At 58.3% G+C, this 21,252-nt stretch carries 16 protein-coding genes and 1 tRNA gene; 7 read left to right on the top strand and 10 right to left on the bottom strand.

Annotation, left to right across the window (positions count from 1 at the left end; genetic code table 11):
* Nucleotides 1-69: 69 nt before the first annotated feature.
* The 3 genes from ACZ5C3_RS02150 to ACZ5C3_RS02140 form a co-directional block, all read right to left on the bottom strand.
* On the bottom strand, nt 70-3,240 hold the full coding sequence (locus ACZ5C3_RS02150; RefSeq protein WP_464034907.1) for a multidrug efflux RND transporter permease subunit: 3,171 nt from the start codon (nt 3,238-3,240) through the stop codon (nt 70-72).
* A 4-nt stretch (nt 3,241-3,244) separates the two neighbouring features.
* A complete protein-coding gene (locus ACZ5C3_RS02145) occupies nt 3,245-4,420 on the bottom strand; it encodes an efflux RND transporter periplasmic adaptor subunit (RefSeq protein ID WP_464034905.1) in 1,176 nt (391 codons plus the stop codon).
* A gap of 369 nt (nt 4,421-4,789) precedes the next feature.
* Nucleotides 4,790-5,074, bottom strand: a complete 285-nt coding sequence (locus ACZ5C3_RS02140; RefSeq protein WP_464034903.1) for a hypothetical protein — start codon at nt 5,072-5,074, stop codon at nt 4,790-4,792.
* A 180-nt stretch (nt 5,075-5,254) separates the two neighbouring features.
* Between ACZ5C3_RS02140 and ACZ5C3_RS02135 the strand changes: the two genes are divergently transcribed.
* Nucleotides 5,255-5,710, top strand: coding sequence for a hypothetical protein (locus ACZ5C3_RS02135; protein WP_464034902.1), 456 nt, complete (start codon nt 5,255-5,257; stop codon nt 5,708-5,710).
* Between the two features lie 105 nt (nt 5,711-5,815).
* Here the strand turns inward: ACZ5C3_RS02135 and ACZ5C3_RS02130 are convergent, their stop codons facing one another.
* Complete coding sequence (locus ACZ5C3_RS02130; protein ID WP_464034900.1) at nt 5,816-6,901, bottom strand: hypothetical protein; 1,086 nt, start codon at nt 6,899-6,901, stop codon at nt 5,816-5,818.
* 191 nt (nt 6,902-7,092) lie between these two features.
* On the opposite strand from ACZ5C3_RS02130, the gene ACZ5C3_RS02125 reads away from it, so the two are divergent.
* From ACZ5C3_RS02125 to ACZ5C3_RS02115, 3 genes are all read left to right on the top strand, one after another.
* Nucleotides 7,093-9,870 (top strand): xanthine dehydrogenase family protein molybdopterin-binding subunit, encoded by a 2,778-nt coding sequence (locus ACZ5C3_RS02125; RefSeq protein WP_464034898.1) that lies wholly within the window; start codon nt 7,093-7,095, stop codon nt 9,868-9,870.
* Entirely contained in the window at nt 9,867-10,382 is a 516-nt protein-coding gene (locus ACZ5C3_RS02120; protein ID WP_464034896.1) for a (2Fe-2S)-binding protein, read from the top strand. The genes ACZ5C3_RS02125 and ACZ5C3_RS02120 overlap by 4 nt, the downstream gene beginning before the upstream one ends.
* A gap of 97 nt (nt 10,383-10,479) precedes the next feature.
* Nucleotides 10,480-11,094 carry an Isoquinoline 1-oxidoreductase subunit gene (locus ACZ5C3_RS02115; RefSeq protein WP_464034894.1) on the top strand — a complete coding sequence of 205 codons (615 nt, stop codon included), beginning with the start codon at nt 10,480-10,482 and terminating at the stop codon, nt 11,092-11,094.
* Nucleotides 11,095-11,198: 104 nt separating this feature from the next.
* Here ACZ5C3_RS02115 and ACZ5C3_RS02110 read toward each other — a convergent pair.
* The 6 genes from ACZ5C3_RS02110 to ACZ5C3_RS02085 all read right to left on the bottom strand — a co-directional run bounded on the left by ACZ5C3_RS02110 (nt 11,199) and on the right by ACZ5C3_RS02085 (nt 17,114).
* A tRNA-Ser gene (locus ACZ5C3_RS02110) sits at nt 11,199-11,288 on the bottom strand.
* A 146-nt stretch (nt 11,289-11,434) separates the two neighbouring features.
* Nucleotides 11,435-12,886, bottom strand: a complete 1,452-nt coding sequence (locus ACZ5C3_RS02105) for an alpha,alpha-trehalose-phosphate synthase (UDP-forming) (protein ID WP_464044484.1) — start codon at nt 12,884-12,886, stop codon at nt 11,435-11,437.
* Nucleotides 12,887-13,106: 220 nt separating this feature from the next.
* Complete coding sequence (gene otsB / locus ACZ5C3_RS02100; RefSeq protein ID WP_464034892.1) at nt 13,107-13,916, bottom strand: trehalose-phosphatase; 810 nt, start codon at nt 13,914-13,916, stop codon at nt 13,107-13,109.
* A 3-nt stretch (nt 13,917-13,919) separates the two neighbouring features.
* Complete coding sequence (locus ACZ5C3_RS02095; RefSeq protein WP_464034890.1) at nt 13,920-15,413, bottom strand: MFS transporter; 1,494 nt, start codon at nt 15,411-15,413, stop codon at nt 13,920-13,922.
* A gap of 343 nt (nt 15,414-15,756) precedes the next feature.
* Nucleotides 15,757-16,434, bottom strand: a complete 678-nt coding sequence (locus ACZ5C3_RS02090; protein ID WP_464034889.1) for a 3-oxoacid CoA-transferase subunit B — start codon at nt 16,432-16,434, stop codon at nt 15,757-15,759.
* A complete protein-coding gene (locus ACZ5C3_RS02085; RefSeq protein WP_464038476.1) occupies nt 16,434-17,114 on the bottom strand; it encodes a 3-oxoacid CoA-transferase subunit A in 681 nt (226 codons plus the stop codon). Before ACZ5C3_RS02085 ends, ACZ5C3_RS02090 begins: the two co-directional genes overlap by 1 nt.
* 297 nt (nt 17,115-17,411) lie before the next feature.
* Here ACZ5C3_RS02085 and ACZ5C3_RS02080 point away from each other — a divergent pair, with 297 nt between their 5' ends.
* From ACZ5C3_RS02080 to ACZ5C3_RS02070, 3 genes are all read left to right on the top strand, one after another.
* The gene (locus tag ACZ5C3_RS02080) at nt 17,412-17,897 is read left to right on the top strand and encodes a (2Fe-2S)-binding protein (RefSeq protein WP_464034887.1); all 486 of its coding nucleotides are present in this window, start codon (nt 17,412-17,414) and stop codon (nt 17,895-17,897) included.
* A gap of 85 nt (nt 17,898-17,982) precedes the next feature.
* A complete protein-coding gene (locus tag ACZ5C3_RS02075; RefSeq protein ID WP_464034886.1) occupies nt 17,983-20,337 on the top strand; it encodes a xanthine dehydrogenase family protein molybdopterin-binding subunit in 2,355 nt (784 codons plus the stop codon).
* Between the two features lie 17 nt (nt 20,338-20,354).
* Nucleotides 20,355-21,155 carry an FAD binding domain-containing protein gene (locus ACZ5C3_RS02070; RefSeq protein ID WP_464034884.1) on the top strand — a complete coding sequence of 267 codons (801 nt, stop codon included), beginning with the start codon at nt 20,355-20,357 and terminating at the stop codon, nt 21,153-21,155.
* The last annotated feature ends 97 nt before the right edge of the window (nt 21,156-21,252 follow it).

Below are 21,252 nucleotides of genomic sequence, written 5' to 3'. Positions count from 1 at the left end.
CATGCCGGCTGTGGGACATGAAACGAAACGAGCGCATCAGGCATGACGCGCTCGTTTTAATTTCAAGAGTCAGGAGGTTGTAGCGTGTCCTGATGGCGATGGAGGACCATAGGCCTCCCGCTTTTCGGCGACAGGCGCATCCGCCGACCGATCACCAGAGAGCCAGCGCTGCACGACGACGAAGAACACCGGCACCATCAGCAGTGCGAGAACGACCACCGCAATCATGCCGCCCATCACGCTGGTGCCGATCGCCTGCTGGCTCTTGCCGCCGGCACCGTGGGCAATCACCATCGGCAACACACCACAGACGAAGGCAAGACCCGTCATCAAGATTGGCCGGAAGCGCAGATGACACGCCTCGATCGTTGCTTCCAGCAAAGGCTTGCCCTTCGCCCGCAGGTCCTTCGCAAATTCGATGATCAGAATGGCGTCCTTGGCCGCCAGACCGATGATCGTGATGAGAGCCACTGTGAAGTAGACGTCATTGGGAAGGCCACGGATCGAGGCTGCAGTCACCGCGCCGGCGATCCCCAGCGGCACGGTCAACAGAACCGCAAGCGGAATGGTCCAGCTCTCGTAAAGCGCTGCCAGACAGAGGAAGACGACCAGCGCCGACAGGCCAAGAATGAACGGAGCCTGCGAGCCGGAGAGTTTTTCCTGCAGTGACTGGCCCGTCCACTCGTAGCCGAAGCCGCGTGGCAGTTGACCCGTTAACTTTTCCATCTCGGCGATGGCGTCACCGCTGGTGTAGCCCGGCTTGGCTTCACCGCTGATACGAACGGACGGATAATAATTAAAGCCCACGATCTGCGTCGGACCACGCGCCCACTGCACCGTTGCGAATGACGAGAACGGCACAAGCTGCCCGCGGCTGTTCTTCACATTGTACGCCAGAATATCATCCGCATTCATACGGCTTGCAGCATCGCTCTGCACGATGACGCGCTGCATGCGCCCGCGGTTCGGAAAATCGTTGATGTAGTTCGAGCCGAGATTCGTGGAGATCGTGTTGTTGATGTCCTCAAAGGTGACACCAAAAGCGCTGGCCTTCTCACGGTCGATCACAAGATTAACCTGCGGAGCCGGCGGCAAGCCCTCGACATAGACGTTCTGCAGGATCGGACTCTGCTTGGCGCTTGCGAGCAAGGCATCGGTCGCATCCATCAGAGCCTTGTAACCCTTCTGACCACGATCCTGCAGGCGGAAGCTGAACCCGCTCGAATTGCCGAGATTGTCGATCGGCGGCGGCTGCAACGCCGAGACTCGCCCATCCCTCACCGATGCAAGCGCCTTGTTGGTGTCCGCGACGATCTCTGCCGCAGACTCACCTGGCCCACGCTCCGACCAGTCCTTCAACGTGATGAAGGCCTGCGCGCTGTTCATGCCCTGGCCGAGGAAGCTGAAGCCCGTCAGGAACGTGACGTCTTCAACGCCCGGGCGCTCCAGCAAATATTTCTCGACCTTCTGAACCACCGCTTCGGTGCGATTAAACGAGGAATCCGAGGGCGTCTGAACGTCCGTGGTGAAGAAGCCCTGGTCATCGATAGGCAAGAAGCCGCCTGGCATGCGCACAAAGGCAAACGAGAGACCAACCAACAGGATGGCGTAAATCGCCATCAGGCGCCCGGTTCGCTTCAGCTCCCAGCCGACAAATGTCGCATAGCGCTCTTTGATGGCGTCGAGCTTACGATTGATCCAACCAAACACACCGCTCTTGCCATGCTCATGCCCCTTCTCGACGGGCTTCAAAATCGTGGCGCATAGCGCCGGCGTCAACGAGAGCGCCATCAGCGCGGAGAAGCTGATCGCCGCGACCATCGTCACCGAAAACTGGCGATAGATGATGCCCACCGATCCCGGGAAGAAGGCCATGGGCACGAACACCGCAACGAGCACAAGCGTGATACCGATGATGGCACTCGTGATCTGGGACATCGCCTTGCGCGTGGCGTCCTTCGGCGAAAGCCCCTCCTCTGCCATGATGCGTTCGACGTTTTCCACGACGACGATGGCGTCGTCCACCAGAATGCCGATCGCAAGCACCATGCCGAACAAGGTGAGCATGTTGATGGAGTAACCGAGCAACAGCAATGTCGCGCAGGTGCCAAGCAAGGCCACCGGCACCACGATCGTTGGAATGATGGTGTAACGGATGTTCTGCAGGAACAGGAACATCACGATGAACACCAGTACGACGGCTTCGACCAGGGTCGTCAGCACCTTCTTGATCGATGCTTCCACCACTGGCGTGATGTTGTAGGGAATGTCGTAGGCGATATTATCGGGAAAGAACTTCGACAGTTCTTTCATTTTTGCTTCAACGGCACCCGCCGTCGCCAGCGCATTGCCTGTGGGCGACAGCAGCACCGAAAGACCCGCGCTCGGCTTGCCGTTGAGCCGGGTGGTGAACTGATAGCCCAGACCACCGACCTCAATCCGCGCGACATCGCGCAGCCTCACCGTGGAACCGTCGGTATTGGCCCGCAAAACGATGGCACCGAATTCATCGGGTGAACTAAGCTGACCCTTCACGAGCACCAGCGCCGAAATCTTCTGGTCGCTTGCGCTTGGCTCCGCGCCGATGCTGCCGGAAGCCACCTGCGCGTTTTGCGCCGTGATCGCCTTGGTCACATCGTCGGCCGTGAGATTGAAACCGACAAGCTTCGCTGGATCGATCCAGATGCGCAGCGCGCGTTCGGTCGAATAAAGCGTGGCACGGCCGACACCGGGGATGCGGCGAATTTCACCGAGCACGTTCCGAATCATGAAATCGCCGAGACCCACTTCGTCGAGGCTGCCGTCGGTCGAGCGTAGCGTAATGATCTGCAATACCGCGCTGGACGCTTCTTCGATCAGGATGCCCTGCTGGATCACCGCGCGTGGCAAGCGCGCTTCGACGCGCTTGATGCGGTTCTGCACTTCAACCGAGGCAAGGCTCGGATCCGTGCCAGGCACGAAGTTCGCGGTGATTTCGACCTGGCCAAGTGAATCGCTGGTGGATTCGAAATTTAGGATGCCCGAAGCGCCATTGAGCTCTTCTTCGATGAGCCGCGTCACACTGTTGTAGAGATTTTCTGGCGATGCACCCGGATAGCTCGTGCTCACCGAGATCGACGGCGGCGCGATGATCGGATACTGCGCGACAGCAAGAAACGGGATCGAGATTGCGCCGATCAAGCAAATGAACAGCGCGATCACCCATGCGAAGACCGGGCGGTCGATAAAGAAACTCGGCATGGCGTTACTTGCGAAGCTCAGTGGTCGCGTTAGGGTCGCCGGCTCCTTCAGGAGCGACAGCACGGACTTCGGTCCAGGCTTTCGGCGCGACCTTGTCGCCCGCCGTAAATTTCTGGAAGCCTTCGACAACGACGCGGTCGCCGGGCTTCAAGCCTTCGTTTACCAGCCAATGACCGTTCTGCTGGCTCCCTGTTCGCACCGGCTGCACGGCGACGTGGTCGTCGTCCTTCACGATGAAGACTTCGGCTTCGCCGTTGGTATTGCGCTGAATGGCCTGCTGCGGAACTGCAAGCGCATCCTTGTCAACACCCTGCTCGATGAGGACGCGGACATACATACCCGGGAGAAGCTCGCGCTTGCCGTTCTTGAACTCGCCGCGCAACGTGACCTGCCCGGTGTAGGAATCGACCTTGGCGTCAGAGAACAACAGCTTGCCCTTTTGCGGATAGAGCGTGCCGTCATCGAGAACGAGCCTGACGGCGGCCATATCGGGGGCGACCTGTTCCAGATCACCGGCCTCAAGCGCACGCCGCAATTGATTCAAGTCGCTTATCGGCTGAGTAAAGTCTGCATAAACCGAATCGAGCTGCTGGATCGTCGCGAGGCTCTGCGTGTCGTTCTGCACCACAAGCGCTCCTTCGCTCACCAGCGCGGCACCGATGACGCCGCTGATCGGCGCGCGGATTGTCGCATATTCCAGATTGAGCTTTGCACGGGCGATCTCGGCTTCGGCAGCCGCGACATCTGCTTTCGCCTGCAGCATGCGTGCGTTCGCGTTCTCATGCTCGACTTGAGACACAACGCGCTGATGGACGAGGGTTGAAACGCGGGTGGCCTGGAGGGACGCCTGTTCGAATGCAGCGTTGGCCTTGGCCATAGAGGCTTCCGCCGCCTGTAATTCAACCTCGAAAGGACGGGGATCGATCCTGTAAAGGACGTCGCCCGCCTTCACTTCGCTTCCCTGTTCGAAGCGCCGCTCGACGATGATGCCGGAAACCCGTGGTCGAACATCGGCGACGCGTGTCGGCGCAATTCGACCAGGCAGTTCACGCAGCAAAGCACGCGGCTTGGGCTCAACCGTGGTGACACTGACTTCAGGAATGTGAGGTGTGGCGGCCGATGCTGTGTTTGGTTCATTGCAACCGGCCAGCAGAGGTGCTGAAGCCGCAAGCAAGATCATCCAAACGAACCCATTCCGAGTTTGCATCGTCACACCTTTTTTTGTTGCTCGACACACAACGACACTCACGTCTCGGCCGCATGAATCGGTCAAACGAAAAGGTGCCTGCAGTCTTGCGTGCTGGGAGAGAAGTAGATGTTCGGATGCAACGCAACAATTTACGTGGCGGCGCAATGCCACACGTCCTGAGCTATTGAAGTTTCTTATCTTTTCGAGATTCACGCGATTGTGACGCTGCCCGGTTCTTGAGCATCGCGCGTTTCGCAGCCACTCATCACAGTGCCGCCAAATTTGTAAACGCGGAACTGCGCCAACTCGACGCAGCAATCGAGTTGACGCGATGATGATGCCAACCGTTCGATATTTTCGTTATCGCCTGTTGTAGCCCGGCGCGATCATATTCTTCAATTGAACCAGCAACGTGATCATCCAAGCCGCGGCAAACAGGCCCGCGAGACCCAGCGCCGTTCTGCGATCCATCAGCGACAGACCGGTCCAATACCAGATCCGATAGAGCCAAAGTCCGGTTGTCGCGACGCCCATGATGCATACGAGAAGTTTCAGCGCATAGCTGTGAGCGACGCCCAATGCACCGAACAGAATGGTCGCTGGAATCATGAACATCTGACAAGCGGAAATCAGCGTATCGTTCATCGGCCCCTCTTTGACGAATCGGGCGGAGTATATCTGCCTGCCCGTCGATTTGATGACTGAATCGGTCAGCTGCACCCACGGATATTTTGAACCGGCTCCCTTCTCGCGATACTCATGAACGGATGGCGAGACTGTTACGTGCGCCGTCAGAACGCCTGCCGCCAAGGACCCCCCATGATCATGACGTATTTATCGACGATCGGCTCAATCGCTCTTGCTTGTGCCCTGTTAGGCGCCAGTGCCGCAAACGCAGCCAACCCTGACTTCATGGGCAAATGGACCGTGACCACGTCGCAACCGGCGCCATGGGCTCAGCCGAACGACAAGCCGGTCGAATCCGATCTCAAGGCCCTGATGGGGAAGGCTGTGACATTCTCCGCCAGCCGGATCGACGCGCCGCGGCCGCTGACGTGCCGCAAGCCACATTACGAGATAAAGCAGTATGAGCCTGACATGCTCTTTCAGGGCGGTCTGACAGATCCTGCGAAGCAAGCGACCGCGTTGGGCTATGGAGGAAAGATCGCAACGCTCGAAACCGGCTGCGAAGGCGCGATCGATTTTCACTTCATCAATGCCGACAGCGCAATGTTCGCCTTGAACAACCGGCTCTACAAAATCGAGCGGAAAAAGCCGTAACCAATCAGTGCAGTTATTCAAAGGTATATGGCTTCGATGAGCGTGCGCATCGATGCACGCTCATCGCGTTAAGTGCACCCCGCAGCATTAGCTACGGAACTTCCGTTATTTTCCGGCAGCAAGATCTGCGAGAGAGCCTGGGCCGTTGCCAGCTGTGATGAGTGTCGGCCACTGGTTCGAGCCAAACGGCACAACCGGCGGCAGGAATGGGGTCATGCCACGGTTGGCGCTTTCGTCGATGATCGCCTGACGGGCGTCACCCCCCATCAGTTCGAAATCCATCAGGTAATAGTTGCCGAAGAAAGCCGCGCCAACCGAGCGGTCCGCAACAATGCGGGTCAAGGATTCAAGCATGTCTTCGGGCGTCGTCGTGAAAGAGATCGTCTCGATCATCAAAAGCCGTTTGTTGATCGCGTCGGGACCGAAGAATTGGGCCAGCACGCTGAACAAGACGTTGTTCTGCCGCGCGACATAGATCGTGTTGCTTGCGGCATAGGTCATGTCCCACGAATCGCCGAGTTGCTTCTTCCAATCCGTGAGCACATTCATCCAGTGCGCAACCTGAGTCTGCGCAGCCCAGGCGATGTTCAGCTTCAGAAGAGGCGCCTGCCGCTTGGCAAAGTCTTGCATGGCAGCAACCGTGATGACGCCCTTGTTCACACAATCGTCCATGAACCCGATGTTGTTCCGCAGGATCGCGCGATTGGTCTCCTTCCAATCTGCCGGCATGTCCGCCGCCTCAATCCCTTCGAGGGCTGACTGCATCTGACTTCGGTAAGCCAGCAGAGAAGCGCGCCAGGAAGTGTCGGCGGCATTGTCGAGATAAGGCATCACGATCTCAGCCAGCGCCATGGTGCTGTGAGCGACCGATTTCACAAGCTGATAGGAAACAGGGACGGAAGGAGCCTCAAGCGGCGCCATACCAGGACGATAGAGGATGAAGCGACCACCAGCGCCCGAGAACAGCGCGAGAATGATGGGATGTTTCGCCATGAGATTTCGTCGAAACACCGCACCGGCTTGGGCGTAGTGCTGAAACATGGCGGTGTTCAACGCCAGCACATCCTTGTTGGATGTCGTGGCGGCGCTGGATGTGGTGCGACCGGCGATCGGCGCCATGTAGGAAGGCAGATCTTCCGACCGCGCGGCCGCCGCTGAGCCGGCCAGAGCGAGCAATGTCAGGATCGCCATAAGATGACGCCTTGAGCAAGAATATTTTCGCATGTGAGTCCTCAGCCGCGGCAATACATTTTTATACGTGGCAAAAAGCACCACGCATTTATCGTTCGCGAATTGATGTAGCAGCGAATCTTTTACGAATTACCCTGCATTGATGATTGCATGGGCTGCAACCGCAGATCCATGTGGCTGGGAATCAATGCATGTGGACGTCGCGACGCGAGTTCATCAAATTAGCCGCGACAAGCGGCATCATGTGCAGCGTATCGCGTCTGGCATTCGCGACAGAGCCTGAATTCGACGACCGAGAGACCTTGCCGGGTCGCCAGCAATGGAATCCGGCTGCGACCGGCGTCGGCCGCATCGACGGCGCTTCCAAGGTGACGGGCGCCAAGCTCTACGCATCTGACTTTCGCGCCGCCGATCTTCCAGGCTGGCCGACAAAAACATCCCACGCCCTGCTCATTCGCGCACCGGATGCCACCCACGTTTACAAAGGCATCGATCTCGCGCGCTTGAGCGGCTCTCTGAAGCCTTCCGTCGTGGTGACCGCAGCTGATCTCGTCCATACCGGTATCCGCGTGCCGGAGTTCTACACTGGCGATCTGTTTTGTCCCGTTGGTCGAACACCGATCTATCTCGGACAGCCAGTGGCTTTGCTGATCTTCGAAAATTTTGACGCGTTTGATGGGGCGCGGCAATTCATCTCGCGTGATGAGTCCTTCGTCAAATTTGGAGAAGAAACCGGCCCGGTCATGATGCCCGGCTATGGTGCCTTTCGCTTCACACGCGTCGCTGGTCCAACTCCGGATGCACCGGATATTTATTCGCCCCTCCAAGCTGGCTGGGTAAGCCCGGGACGTGTTCAAAATACCGACCTGCCAGTATGGACACCCGGCGCAGCATCTCCGGGAAATGCATATGCCGAAGCCGCACTGCACGGAGAAAGAATCCGCGCAGACCTGGCGGCGAATGATCCGGCACTTCTGGTGCTCGACCGGGAATTCGAAACCCAGTCTGTCGATCCGGTATTTCTGGAGCCCGAGTGCGGTCTCGCCTGGTACGACGGAAGCAAGAAGGATCTTGAACTCGTACTTGGCGTGCAATCGCCATACGAGGCCACAGAATCCGTCGCATTCCTGCTCGGCAAGGCGAAGGCCCGTTTCAAGCCTTCGCATATCAATACGCATTTTGCCTATGTCGGCGGCGGCTTCGGCGGCCGCGATCACACGCCTTTTCCGCTTTATGTCGCGCTCGCAGCCATGTTCTTTCCAGGACGCCCGGTGCGACTGGCGCACGATCGCTATCAGCAATTCCAGGCCGGCATCAAACGGCACCCATTCAAGATGCGGAGTACAATCGGCGTTGACCGCAAGACAGGCATGATCCGCGCGTTCGCTGCCGATCATGTGCTGGATGGCGGCGGCCTTGCCAATTACTCGCAGAGCGTCGCCGTGGTCGCGGCTACCGGCGCGCTCGGGATCTATGATGTCCCGAAAGCCGATGTGACAACGGTCGCACTTCACTCGCGCGGCATCACGGCAGGATCGATGCGCGGCTACGGCACACTGCAGACCATGACTGCCTTGGAAGTCATGATCGATGAGGTGGCGACGGCGCTGCCGCTCGATCCGATCGAATTCCGGCGACGTAACGCACTCAAAACTGGCGGTCGTACCATCACCGGCAATCCTTACTTCGTATCGATCCGCACGCCGGAGATTCTCGACAAGCTGCAAAAACACCCGATCTGGACGCGCCGTGCTGAGGAGAAATCACGCACGACACCGGGAATCGTGGTCGGGACAGGCGTTGCCTGCGTGACCAAGGACTATGGATCGGGTGCCGACTGCTCGCTCGGACGCGTCGAGATCGATCCGAATGGGCGGGTTGCCATTTATTGCGATCACGTCGAGATGGGCAACGGCATCGGCACTGCCCTGGCAAACCGGGTCGCCGCCTATCTTGGCGGTGTTGCCGATGAAGTCGCGGTGGCGCGGATCGACACCTTCGATCCGCTCGGCCTCATCGCTTCCGAAGACCCTTATACAATGAAACAGGCCGCGCAGGACGCCGCGCAGCGCAATCCGCGTTGGGTGCCTGCGATCAGTTCACCGACGAGCGCCTCGATCGGCGCGCATGTCGGGACTCACGCCGCCGCCGAGGCAGCCCGCGTGATATTTCGATTCGGACTATGGCCCGCCGCGCTGAAGCTTTGGCACATCGCACCAACAGATCCGAGAGCCACACAGTGGTCAGACGCACGCTGGAAGGATGGACGGCTCACGCTGGCAGGGTTGCCGCCGTTGTCACTGGCAGAGATCGCGGCGAAGGCGCATGCGCTCAACGTGGTAACTGGCGCAATGACTCATGCCTTCTCGCGATGGGCGTGGGCGAAGGCGAGCTTCAAGGTCGCCAATGAACACTGGACGGCAGACATTGATGCACTTGCCGTTCGCAGAGGCGCCGGTCAATTCGCCCGTCTCGATCGCACAAGCGTTCAATATCCTCCCACCGATTACAACCGGATCGGCACCAGCTTCACCTCGCTTTGCGGCACAGTGGTTCGCGTCGAGATTGAACGCGCGACCGGGGTCTTACGGATTGCGAAGGCCTACAGTGTTTTCGAATGCGGAAAGGCCCTCGTCCCAGAGGTTGTTATCGGACAAGCACAGGGCGGCTTTGCCATGGGCGTGGGTTATGCGCTGTTCGAAACCTTGCCGCCATATGAGGGCGGCCCCGGCGATGGGCAATGGAATCTGGGGCGATATCGAATCGCGCGCGGCTCCGATTTGCCATTGCACGATCTGGAGATCGACATTCTTCCGCCGCTGTCTCCGGACGAAGCCCCGAAAGGCATGGCCGAAGTCGTCATGATTCCTGTGGTACCGGCGCTGCTGAACGCGATTTTTGATGCGACCGGCCGACGTTTCCAATCTTTGCCCGTGACAGAAGAGATGCTCAAGGAGGTGCTGGCGTGACGACATTCAGCATCACAATCAATGGTCAAATCCACGGTCCTATGGATATTCGCGACAATTTGACCATGAATGATTTTCTGCGCGAGCACCTCGGGATGACGGGCACAAAATTCGGTTGCGGCGCCGGGCAGTGCCTGAGTTGCGCTGTGATTGTCGACGACGCCGACGGCACCAGCTACACCAGCCCGACCTGCATCGTCACGGTTGCCAATTTCAATGGGAAAGCCATCCGAACCGTCGAGGGCCATGCGAAGAACGGGCAATTATCCGAGCTGCAAAAAGCCTTCATCGAGCATTTCTCGTTTCAGTGCGGATACTGCACAGCAGGCTTTCTCAACGAAGGACAGGTTCTGCTCGAACGGCTTTCGAAGCAACGAATCGCACGCGCTGAACTCGAGAAGACGATCACCGAAGCGCTGGATGGTCACCTGTGCCGCTGCACCGGCTACGTCAAATATCATGAAGCCGTGCGCGACGTGATCCTCGCCGATCCCCAACGCTATCTTGCCTAGAGCGTTTTTGAGCGAAGTGGTGACCGGTTCGCGTGAAGAAAACGCGTCAAGACAAGTATCCAGCGTCAAGAAACGATCAGCCTGGGGGCGGCAACAGATGAAATCCAATATCAGTATTCTTCTCATCGCAGCTGCGGCTCTGCTGACGAGCATGCTTTCAACGTATGCGGTGACAGCTCTCCCACAGGGGAGCCTTGCCTCGCCCGACAGCTTCGCAACCATTCAGGACAACGAAGCTCGCTCGGCTGCGTTGTTCGGCGAGCTGAGCAAGGTGTTCACCCACCCGCGTTGCGCCAACTGTCATCCGGCAGGCGATCGTCCACGCCAGGGTGACATGCGGCGGCTGCATCAACCGCCAGTGGAGCGCGGCAAGGACGGCCACGGCCTTGCCTCCATGCGATGCAATAACTGCCACAAGGACACCAACTTCGATCCCGGCAGAGTGCCGGGCGACCCTGCATGGCACCTCGCGCCACTGGAGATGGGTTGGGAAGGCAAGACGCCTGGCGAAATCTGCGCGCAGATCAAGGATCCTGCACGCAACGGCGGTCGATCCCTGGATGAAATCGTCACCCACATTGGCACCGATCATCTGGTGGCTTGGGCTTGGGCCCCAGGCGCCAGTCGTCAGCCAGCCCCGGGCACCCAGCAGGGTGCAGAAGCGCTGGCCGCGGCCTGGGTGAAAACCGGAGCGGTCTGTCCGAGGAAATAAGTGCTTCATCCCGGAGTGGTGGAGATTGCCCGATCGCGCACGTTCTCTACCGCCGCTCAAGCAGCCGGTGCGATTCTAACAGAGAATGATGCGAGGAAGGTCGCTGGCGGAGGGAGTGAGATTCGAACTCACGGTACGGTTTCCCGCACACACGCTTTCCAAGCGTGCGCCTTAAGCCACTCGGCCATCCCTCCGGATGCGCTGTCATGACGGGGCACGCGTGATTTTGCAAGGGAGTGATGGGATCAACGGCAAATATTCCACAAGCCATTGATTTGAAGACACAATTCCTGCGCCCACCGTACTGTAATGAGACGATGGAGGACGATCTTGCCCGGCTTTAGTGCAAGAATGCCCCGTTCGCCGACCGCAACGGCCGGACAATCGCCGTTTCGGGAGTCGAGGGCTCGTCGGGCGACAGGTGGGTCGCCTCCAGCGTGGTGATAAATCCCGCAAACCACTGGTGGATCGTCCCAGCCCGCAGCTTGGTCATCATTGCCTCCCAACGCAGCCGGCGTTCGGTGGCGGGCATCGACAGCGCCATCCCGATAGTTCGCGCCATTCCGTCGATGTCGTTGGGATTGACCAGCAAGGCTGTGTCGAGCTCATTGGCCGCGCCTGCGAATTTCGACAGCACCAGAACACCGGGATCGATGGGGTTCTGAGCCGCGACATATTCCTTCGCGACCAGATTCATTCCGTCATGCAACGGCGTCACCACACCGACCTGTGCCGCGCGATAGAAGCCCGCGAGAACGGTTTGGCTGAACCCCTTGCTGAGATAGCGGATCGGCGTCCAGTCCACCTCACCATGGCGCCCGTTCACATCGGTCACTTGCTTCGCCAGTTCATCCTGCAAGCTACTATAAGCCTCGATGCCACCGCGCGAAGGCGTTGCGATCTGCAACAGGGAAACCGAACGTTTCAGTGAGGGCTGCATTTCGAACAGACGATCGAAGGCGCTGATGCGGTTGACCAGCCCCTTGGAATAGTCGACGCGGTCCACACCGATCGCGAGACGCTCGCCATGCAGGCTTCGCCGCAGCCGCGACACGTCGGGATGCGATGACGCGCGCTGGGCTTGCGCAGCAAATCCATCGACGTCGATTCCAATCGGGAACGTCGCCAGGCGCGAGGTGCCGAAGCGCGAGGTTGCAATTCCATTTTCGACATACAAGCCGAGATCGGATTGCAGACACTCCGCGAAATTATCGCGGTCATTATCTGTCTGGAACCCGATCAAGTCATAAGCCAGCATCGCCTCGATCAGCTCGCGATGATGCGGCACGCATTCCATGACGGAGCGTGATGGCCATGGCGTATGAAGAAAAAAACCAATCGGGTTCCGAACGCCGAGGTCGCGCATTTCAGCGCCGAGCGCAAGGAAATGATAGTCCTGAACCCAGAACGCAGTGTCGGGCTTGCGGAAGCGCATTAGCGCACGCCCCATAAACGCATTCACTTCGCGATAGGATTGATAATCGTCATGCGAAACGTGGATGAGATCGGAACGCGAATGCAGTGCCGGCCATAATGCGGAGTTCGCGAAGCCTTCGTAATAGCCACCGTAATGTGCCGCCGGCAGATCAAGCAACGCTAAAGCACCCGCACCGAGCGATTCAATTTCAGCGAAGGAATCTTTATGAGCACCATCACGAACGTGGCCACTTGAGCCGACCCAAATCGCTCCGGATTTTTCAACTACCGGCAACAGCGCTGCTGCCAAACCGCCCGTCATGGGCTCATTTGCTTTGGCCCGCGCTACCCGATTCGAAACGACGACAAGATCCACAGGGGCCCCTCCCTTAGTTTCGCTACAGCGAAATTAACACCTGTTCATCAATATGGTTCCTGATCACCATTCAAACGAATTGAAGTCAAAGTTGGGCGCGCGAAAACATGGAACCGAGTTCCGCATCTTGAAGCACAGGAATCTTGGATTGACTTCGTGTTGAAAAGAAAAGCGTCGATTTGATCCCACGCACAAGAACAGAGCAGTTTTTATATTTCTCCTATTCTGCGGCCAGAGCTTCATCGTCGAGAAGATGCGCCAGCCACGCCCGCACATCTTTCGGCGCCTTGAAATGTCCATTCACGCCATGCGCACGCCGGCCAACTGAAAACGAGATACCGCGAAACGAAGGCATAATCGCAAAGACAGATTCGTCCGTGACGTCATCACCTATAAAAATAGGCTTCCGGCCAGCGAATGGCGCGTTACTCATCAATTCTCGAACGCCTGTCGCTTTGGTAAATCCCTTGTGCTTGATCTCGACAACGGACTTGCCGGGAAGAACATCGATCGGCGCCTCTGGAAGATCAGCTCTGATCGCTGAGACGGATTCATAGATCGCGCGCTCAAATTGTGGAGCCAAGCGATAATGCAGCGCGATTGAATAGCCCTTGTCTTCAAGCAAAATGCCGGGGCTCAGCTGTGATATCGCGATGAAACGGCGCTTGAGGTCGTTATCCATTGGTGGCGCGTGCGTATCGACAGCCTCGTTATCGGTCGATAGCCGCATTTCCGCGCCGTGACCACCGACCGCAGGGAACTGCAGTGGCGCAAAGATAACGTCGATATCTGTCAACGATCGACCGCTGACGAGCGCAAGTGCACCATCAAGACGATCATGCAACGCCAGCAACGTGGGGCCGAGCTTCGGCGGCACAATAATGTCTCGCGGCGTCGGCGCGAGTTCAATCAACGTGCCGTCAATGTCGAGCAGCAATGCCGTCTTATCGAGATCCGGCACAATGCCCGCCGGGGCGGGCAAGATATCCCGGTCAGGTTTTGGAGATGATTCAGTCACGTTCTCACTCATCGATTACTCCTGCGCAGCCAACGGCCGCGCTACATCTTCAAGAGATTTTCGCTCGGCGTTGACCCCGTACCGCCAGGCGATGACAGCGGCAGCAAGCATGAGAATTGATCCGAGCAGATAGCCGGCAAACACGCTGCTGCGCGAACCTGTATCGATCAGCACACCAAACAAAGCGGGGCCGATCACACCACCAACACCGGTTCCAATCGCGTAAAACAGTGCAATGGCCAATGCACGCACCTCCAGCGGAAACGTTTCGCTCACTGTCAGATACGCTGCGCTCGCCGCTGGCGACGCAAAGAAGAAGATGATCATCCAGGCGATCGTTTGAGTCTGCGCACTGAGAACGCCGATCGAGAACAGATAGCCGGAGATCGCAAGAAGAAGTCCGGACATACTGTAAGTCAACGCGATCATCTTGCGCCGTCCCAACGTATCGAACAGCGGGCCGAGGATGACAGGGCCGAGGAAATTTCCCGCCGCGAATGGCAGAATGTACCAACCCACATGCTCGGATGAAATTCCGAAGAAATCCGTCAGCACCAGGGCATAAGTAAAGAAGATGGCGTTGTAGAAAAACGCCTGTGCCGTCATCAGCGCCAGACCAACAAACGAACGGCTTCGATAGGTCCCGAACAGGGTGTTGGCGACTTCACGCAGCGGCGTGTGCGTCCGCATCTTCAATTTCATTTTCGGCAACGGCGTCTCATCCTGACGACGGTGCTGCGCAACAGAATCTTCGATCTCCGAGACAATCTGGACGGCACGTTCCGGTTGGCCATGGATCATCAACCACCGCGGGCTTTCCGGAATCCAAAGCCGCATGAACAACACAATCAGACCCAACGCGGCGCCAATAAAGAATGCCAATCGCCAACCGTGTTCCGGATCGATCACCTTAGGATCCAGCAACACAATGGCGCTTACCGCACCGATTGCAGCGCCTATCCAGAAACTGCCGTTCACGATCAGATCCGTCCGGCCGCGATAGCGCGCAGGCACAAGTTCCTGAATTGTGGAATTAATCGCCGTATATTCACCGCCGATGCCTGCGCCGGTCAGAAAACGAAAGACGGCAAAGCTGGCGAGATTCCATGAAAACGCAGTGGCGGCAGTTGCCGTGAGATAGACTGCGAGCGTCACGAAGAACAATTTCTTCCGGCCGATACGGTCCGTCAGCCATCCAAAGCCAATGGCGCCCAACACGGCGCCCGCAAGATAAGCGCTCGTCGCAATGCCGATGTCGGTGTTGGTGAACCTGAGGACAGGGCTTTCTTTCAACGCACCTGACAATGCGCCCGCCAGCGTGACTTCCAGGCCATCAAGGATCCAGGTGATCCCCAGTGCGGCAATCACGCGGGTATGGAAACTGCTCCACCGAAGCGAATCCAACCTCGCCGGAATATCAGTCTCGACAACACCGGCTTTCGCCACAGCTGAAACATCTGCAGGACGTGACCGCTGTTGGGACGCCTGGATGTTCGTCACAACCGACATCCCTTCGTCTCTCTTTCCAGCCTCACTCTTGCTCCCTGTCGTATGAACGTCGCAGGCGTTGCTGGCCGAGCAGACAGTTGACAGAGCTCTCAGCCGCAAAGCCTCAAGCGCTTCCGAACGGAACTATATCGAATGGGAAAAGCCCGGATTGTTGATCCAGGTTTATTCCTCTGAAGGAGCATCTGCCTCCTGATCACCAATTCGAAATGGAAGAAAAAGTTCCAAGGGAACCGCTTTTCCGTGAACTCAATCAGACATCAGAACATTGATGAGAACATGACAGCAAAAAGCCCGAAGCTGAGATCAGCTTCGGGCTCGAAACGCAATTTGTCTGCGCTGCGAACTAGGCGGCCTCGGCCGGCGGCGCGAGATCCTTGTAGTCATTCGCGAGCCTGAGAGGCGGCTCGGTCATGGTCTGCAGCTTTTCCAGCGTCATTCCTGGAATCATCTCGACCACGGACAAACCCGACGGCGTGACGTCGATGACGGCATAGTTGGTGTAGATGCGCTTAACGCAGCCTGCCGCAGTCAAAGGATAGGCGCAGTTGAACTTGATACGCGGCTGCCCTTTCTTGTCGACGTGCTCCATGATCACCCGGATCGCCTTGGCGCCGACGGCGAGATCCATCGCGCCGCCAACCCCCGGCGGGAATTCGTCGTCTTCCGTGGTCCAGTTCGCGAGATCGCCTTTTTCCGAGACCTCGAACGCGCCGAGCAGGCTGACGTCGAGATGACCGCCACGGATCATCAGGAATGCATCAGCGTGATGCACATAAACGCCGCCCGTCACGAGCGTGGTCAGGTTCTTGCCCGCATCGATCAGGTTTGGGTCTTCCTGTCCGGGCTTGGGTGCACCGCCAAGGCCGAGCACGCCGTTCTCGCTGTGAAAGATCACTTCGCGTGTTTTCGGCACGAAGTTGGCCGCCAGCGTGGGAATGCCGATACCGAGATTGACGAAGTTGCCCTCGTGGAGGTCCTGCGCTGCGCGCCATGCCATCTGGCGCCGAGTCAAAGGTGTCATCACTTGTCTCCAGTCTGTTTTCCCGCAACCACCACCACGCGATCGACAAAGATGCCTGGCGTGACGACAGCTTCCGGATCGAGCGAACCCAGTTCAACGAATTCGTCAACCTCTACGGCCGTCAGTTCGGCAGCCATGGCGCACACCGGATTAAAGTTTCGCGCGGATTTGTTGTAGATCAGATTGCCCCAGCGATCCGACTTTGCAGCCTTCACCACGGCCAGGTCGCCCTTCAGCGGCTTCTCAAAGACATGCAGCTTGCCGTCGATCATGCGCTGCTCTTTGCCTTCGGCCAGCTTGGTGCCGGCGGAGACCGGCGAGAAAAAGCCGCCGAGACCGGCTGCCGCACATCTCATTCTCTCGCTGATCGTCCCCTGCGGGACGAGCTCAAGCTCCAGGGTTTTGGCGCGGTAAGCTTTCAGGAACGCGCTGTAGTCGTCCGACCGCGGGTAAGAACAGATCACCTTGCGAACCCGGCCGGAATTGATCAGCCGCGCCAGTCCCCAGTCGCCATTGCCTGAGTTGTTCGCAACAATCGTGAGGTCCTTCGCTCCCTGTTCGTGCAGCGCTTCGAGCAGATTATTGGCGACACCGACGGTGCCAAATCCAGCAACAAGGACGGTTGCTCCATCCTTCACTCCGGCCACGGCATCCGCCACGGTCTTTACCCGCTTGTCGATCACGTCTTTGCTCACTCCGTTAGCAGCATTCTGCCTTTTGATTTGGCGGAGAAACTAGTCAAGAAGCTGCATGCGATCAAACGCTTCCCCTGCATTATGGGGATGCATAAAGTCGTTTCCTTTCGCATCTGCGAGATTGATCGGCGGCTCATCGGGATGAACGAATCTTCGGAAGCTGCGCGCGCATGACTGCGACACGACAGCCTCGACGAAAATCCGAGTTGCAAAGTTTTGCGAGCAGGTTGTTAATTAGAACAATTAAAAAATCTTCTGCTCGAAGTCCTTAGGGAGGTCTATGTGTCGACAATCAAACTCACTATCAACGGCAAGGCGGTGTCTGCCGAGCTCGAGGACAGAACGCTCCTCGTCCATCTGCTGCGCGATCATCTCGGGCTCACCGGCACCCATATCGGATGCGACACCAGCCAATGCGGTGCGTGTGTCGTCCATATCGATGGCCGCGCCGTCAAATCCTGCACGACACTGGTCGGCCAAGCCCACGGTACCAACGTCACGACCATCGAGGGCATCTCGCGGGGCGATGAATTGCACCCGATGCAGGCCGCGTTTCGCGACAATCATGGTCTGCAATGTGGCTATTGCACGCCCGGCATGATCATGACGGCGATCGATATTGTTCATCGTCACAGCGACGATCTCGACGAGGCGACGGTCCGCCAGGAGCTGGAAGGCAACATCTGCCGCTGCACCGGCTACCACAACATCGTGAAGTCCGTGCTGGACGCAGCCGGTCGCATGAAAGTCGCTGCAGCCGCGGAATAACGCGCTCGGTCGATTAATAAAAACATTCAAAGCCGCCACGTTTCGAGGGAACAGCGGCTCAAACGCTCCGGCAGGGAGATCAGATATGGGAATTGAAGGTATCGGCGCACGCGTTGCGCGCAAGGAAGACAAACGCTTTATCACGGGCAAAGGGCGATACACCGACGACGTTCGCCTTCACGGCATGACTTATGCGAGCTTCGTCCGCAGCCCGCATGCCCACGCCAAAATCAAGAAAATCGACGTCACCGCCGCGAAGAATATGCCCGGCGTCGTTGATGTCCTCACCGGCCAGCAGATTGTCGACGACAAAGTTGGCAATTTGATCTGCGGCTGGATGATCCATTCCAAGGACGGCTCGCCGATGAAAATGGGTGCGTGGCCGGCGATGGCGCCGGAAATCGTGCGCTTTGTCGGGCAGGCTGTCGCTGTCGTCATCGCGGAGACGCGCAATCAGGCGCGCGACGCCGCCGAAGCCGTCGAAGTCACTTACGAGGAACTACCGGCAGTCGCTGATATTACTGCAGCAATCGCTTCCGGTGCGCCGCAGCTTCACCCTGAAGCGCCCGGCAACGTGATCTTCGATTGGACGATCGGCGACGAAGCCGCCACCAACGACGCCTTCGCCAAAGCCGCGAATATCGTGGCGATGGACATCACCAACAACCGCCTGGCGCCTAACGCCATGGAGCCGCGGGCGGCCGTTGCTGAATATGACACGGCTGAAGAACACTTCACACTTTATACGACGTCGCAGAATCCACACGTCGCGCGACTTGTCTTATCGGCATTCTACAACATCGCGCCGGAGCACAAGCTGCGCGTGATTGCGCCGGATGTCGGCGGCGGCTTCGGCTCGAAGATCTTCATCTATCCTGAAGAAATGGTCGCGCTGTGGGCCTCCAAACGCGTCGAACGACCGGTGAAATGGACATCCGACCGCACCGAGGCGTTCCTGACCGACGCGCACGGCCGCGATCATCTCACCAAGGCCGAAATGGCCTTCGACAAGGACAACAAGATCATCGGCCTGCGGGTAAAGACCTACGCCAATCTCGGCGCCTACATGTCGCTGTTCTCGTCATCGGTGCCGACCTATCTCTACGCCACGCTGCTGTCGGGCCAGTACAACATCCCAGCCATCTACGCCGAGGTCATCAGCGTCTACACCAACACCACGCCGGTGGACGCCTATCGCGGCGCGGGCCGCCCGGAAGCAAGCTTCGTGATGGAGCGGCTGATGGAAACAGCGGCGCGGCAGTTGAAGGTCGACCCGGCCGACCTGCGCCGGAAGAACTTCATCACCAGCTTCCCGCACCAGACCCCGGTGATCATGGCTTACGACACCGGCGATTTTAACGCGTCGCTTGATGCCGCATTGAAGGCCATCGACTATGCCGGCTTCCCCGCGCGGAAGGAAAAGGCCAAGAAAGAAGGCAAGCTGCGTGGCATTGGCCTGTCCTGTTACATCGAAGCCTGCGGCATCGCTCCATCGAAAGCCGTCGGCAGCCTCGGCGCAGGTGTGGGCCTGTGGGAATCCGCCGAAGTCCGCGTCAATCCCGTCGGCACCGTCGAAATCCTGACCGGCTCGCATAGTCATGGCCAGGGCCACGAGACCACGTTCGCTCAGGTCGTTGCGGATCGTCTGGGCATTCCGATCAACCAGGTTTCGATCGTTCATGGCGACACCGATAAGGTGCAGTTCGGCATGGGCACCTATGGATCTCGCTCCGGCGCGGTCGGCATGTCGGCGATCGTCAAGGCGATGGAAAAGGTTGAGGCGAAAGCGAAGAAGATCGTCGCGCATCAGCTCGAAGCCTCTGAAAACGACATCGTCATCGAGGATGGTCAGTTCAAGGTCACCGGCACCGACAAGGCCATTGCCTTTCCAATGGTCGCGCTTGCTGCCTATACGGCCCACAACCTTCCCGAAGGCATGGAACCTGGCCTGAAGGAAACCGCGTTCTATGATCCGACCAACTTCACTTTCCCTGCAGGCTCCTACATCTGCGAGGTCGAGGTCGACGCCGGCACCGGCAAGACGGATTTCGTGAACTTCGTCGCAGCCGATGATTTCGGCCGCCTGATCAACCCGATGATTGTTGAAGGCCAGGTACACGGTGGCCTCGCACAAGGCATCGGACAGGCCCTGCTTGAGCATGCCATCTACGACAAGAGCGGCCAGCTCCTGACCGCGTCGTTCATGGACTACGCCATGCCGCGCGCGGAGGATTTGCCCTCGTTCAAGGTGTCGCACACTACAACGCTTTGCCCGGGCAATCCGCTCGGCATCAAAGGCTGCGGCGAAGCCGGTGCGATCGGATCATCCGCGGCGGTGATCAATGCGATTACCGACGCGATCGGCAACAACAAGCTTGAGATGCCTGCCAGCCCCGACCGGGTATGGCACGCCATTCATCAACAACAGGCCGCAGAATAAGGGCGGGGAGGAAGATCATGTACGAGACAACATATCATCGTCCCTCGACCGTCGAGGATGCCGTTGCCCTGTTCAAAAAGGGCACCGAAGCGAAGTATCTCGCCGGCGGTCACACACTGCTTCCGGTGATGAAACAGCGGCTGGCACAGCCATCCGATGTTATCGACCTTGCCAAGATCCCGGCGTTGATCGGCATCTCGGCAACAGGCGATACCCTCACCATCAAGGCGGCAACAACTTACTACGACATTCTGAGCAATGCTGACGTCAAGAAGGCCATTCCTGCTCTTGTGCATCTGACCTCGGTGCTCGGCGATCCCGCCGTGCGCTATCGCGGCACCATCGGCGGTTCGATCGCCAACAACGATCCGGCCGCGGACTATCCCGCCGCTGTAGTCGCGCTCGATGCGACGGTGAAAACCAACAAGCGCAGCATTAAGGCCGACGATTTCTTCCAGGGCCTGTTCACCACGGCCCTCGAAGACGGAGAGATCATCACCGAGGTCGCATTCCCGATCCCGGCGAAGGCAGCTTACGCAAAGATGCGTCACCCTGCCTCGCGCTTTGCGCTCACCGGCGTGTTCGTCGCCAAGACAAAAGCCGGAGATGTTCGCGTCGCTGCGACCGGCGCTTCGCAGGACGGCGTAATGCGTGTACCCGCGATCGAAGCTGCGTTGAAGGCCAACTGGGCGGCCAATGCGATCGATTCCGTGACCATCTCGCCGGATGGCTTGATCGCGGACATTCACGGAAGCGCGGATTACCGGGCGAACCTCATCAAGGTGATGGCGCAACGGGCTATCATGGCCGCCGGCTAAACAGCCTGATACCGACCTCAAACCAAGCGGCGCACAGCAATGTGCGCCGTTTTTTGCTGGGCGAACGCCAGCAGATGGTTAACTCGCCTCTTTAAGG

Source organism: Afipia dichlorophenoxyacetatis (assembly GCF_055386385.1).
The sequence above is the reverse complement of the archived record's forward strand: the minus strand, read 5'-3'. Positions and strand labels throughout refer to the sequence as shown.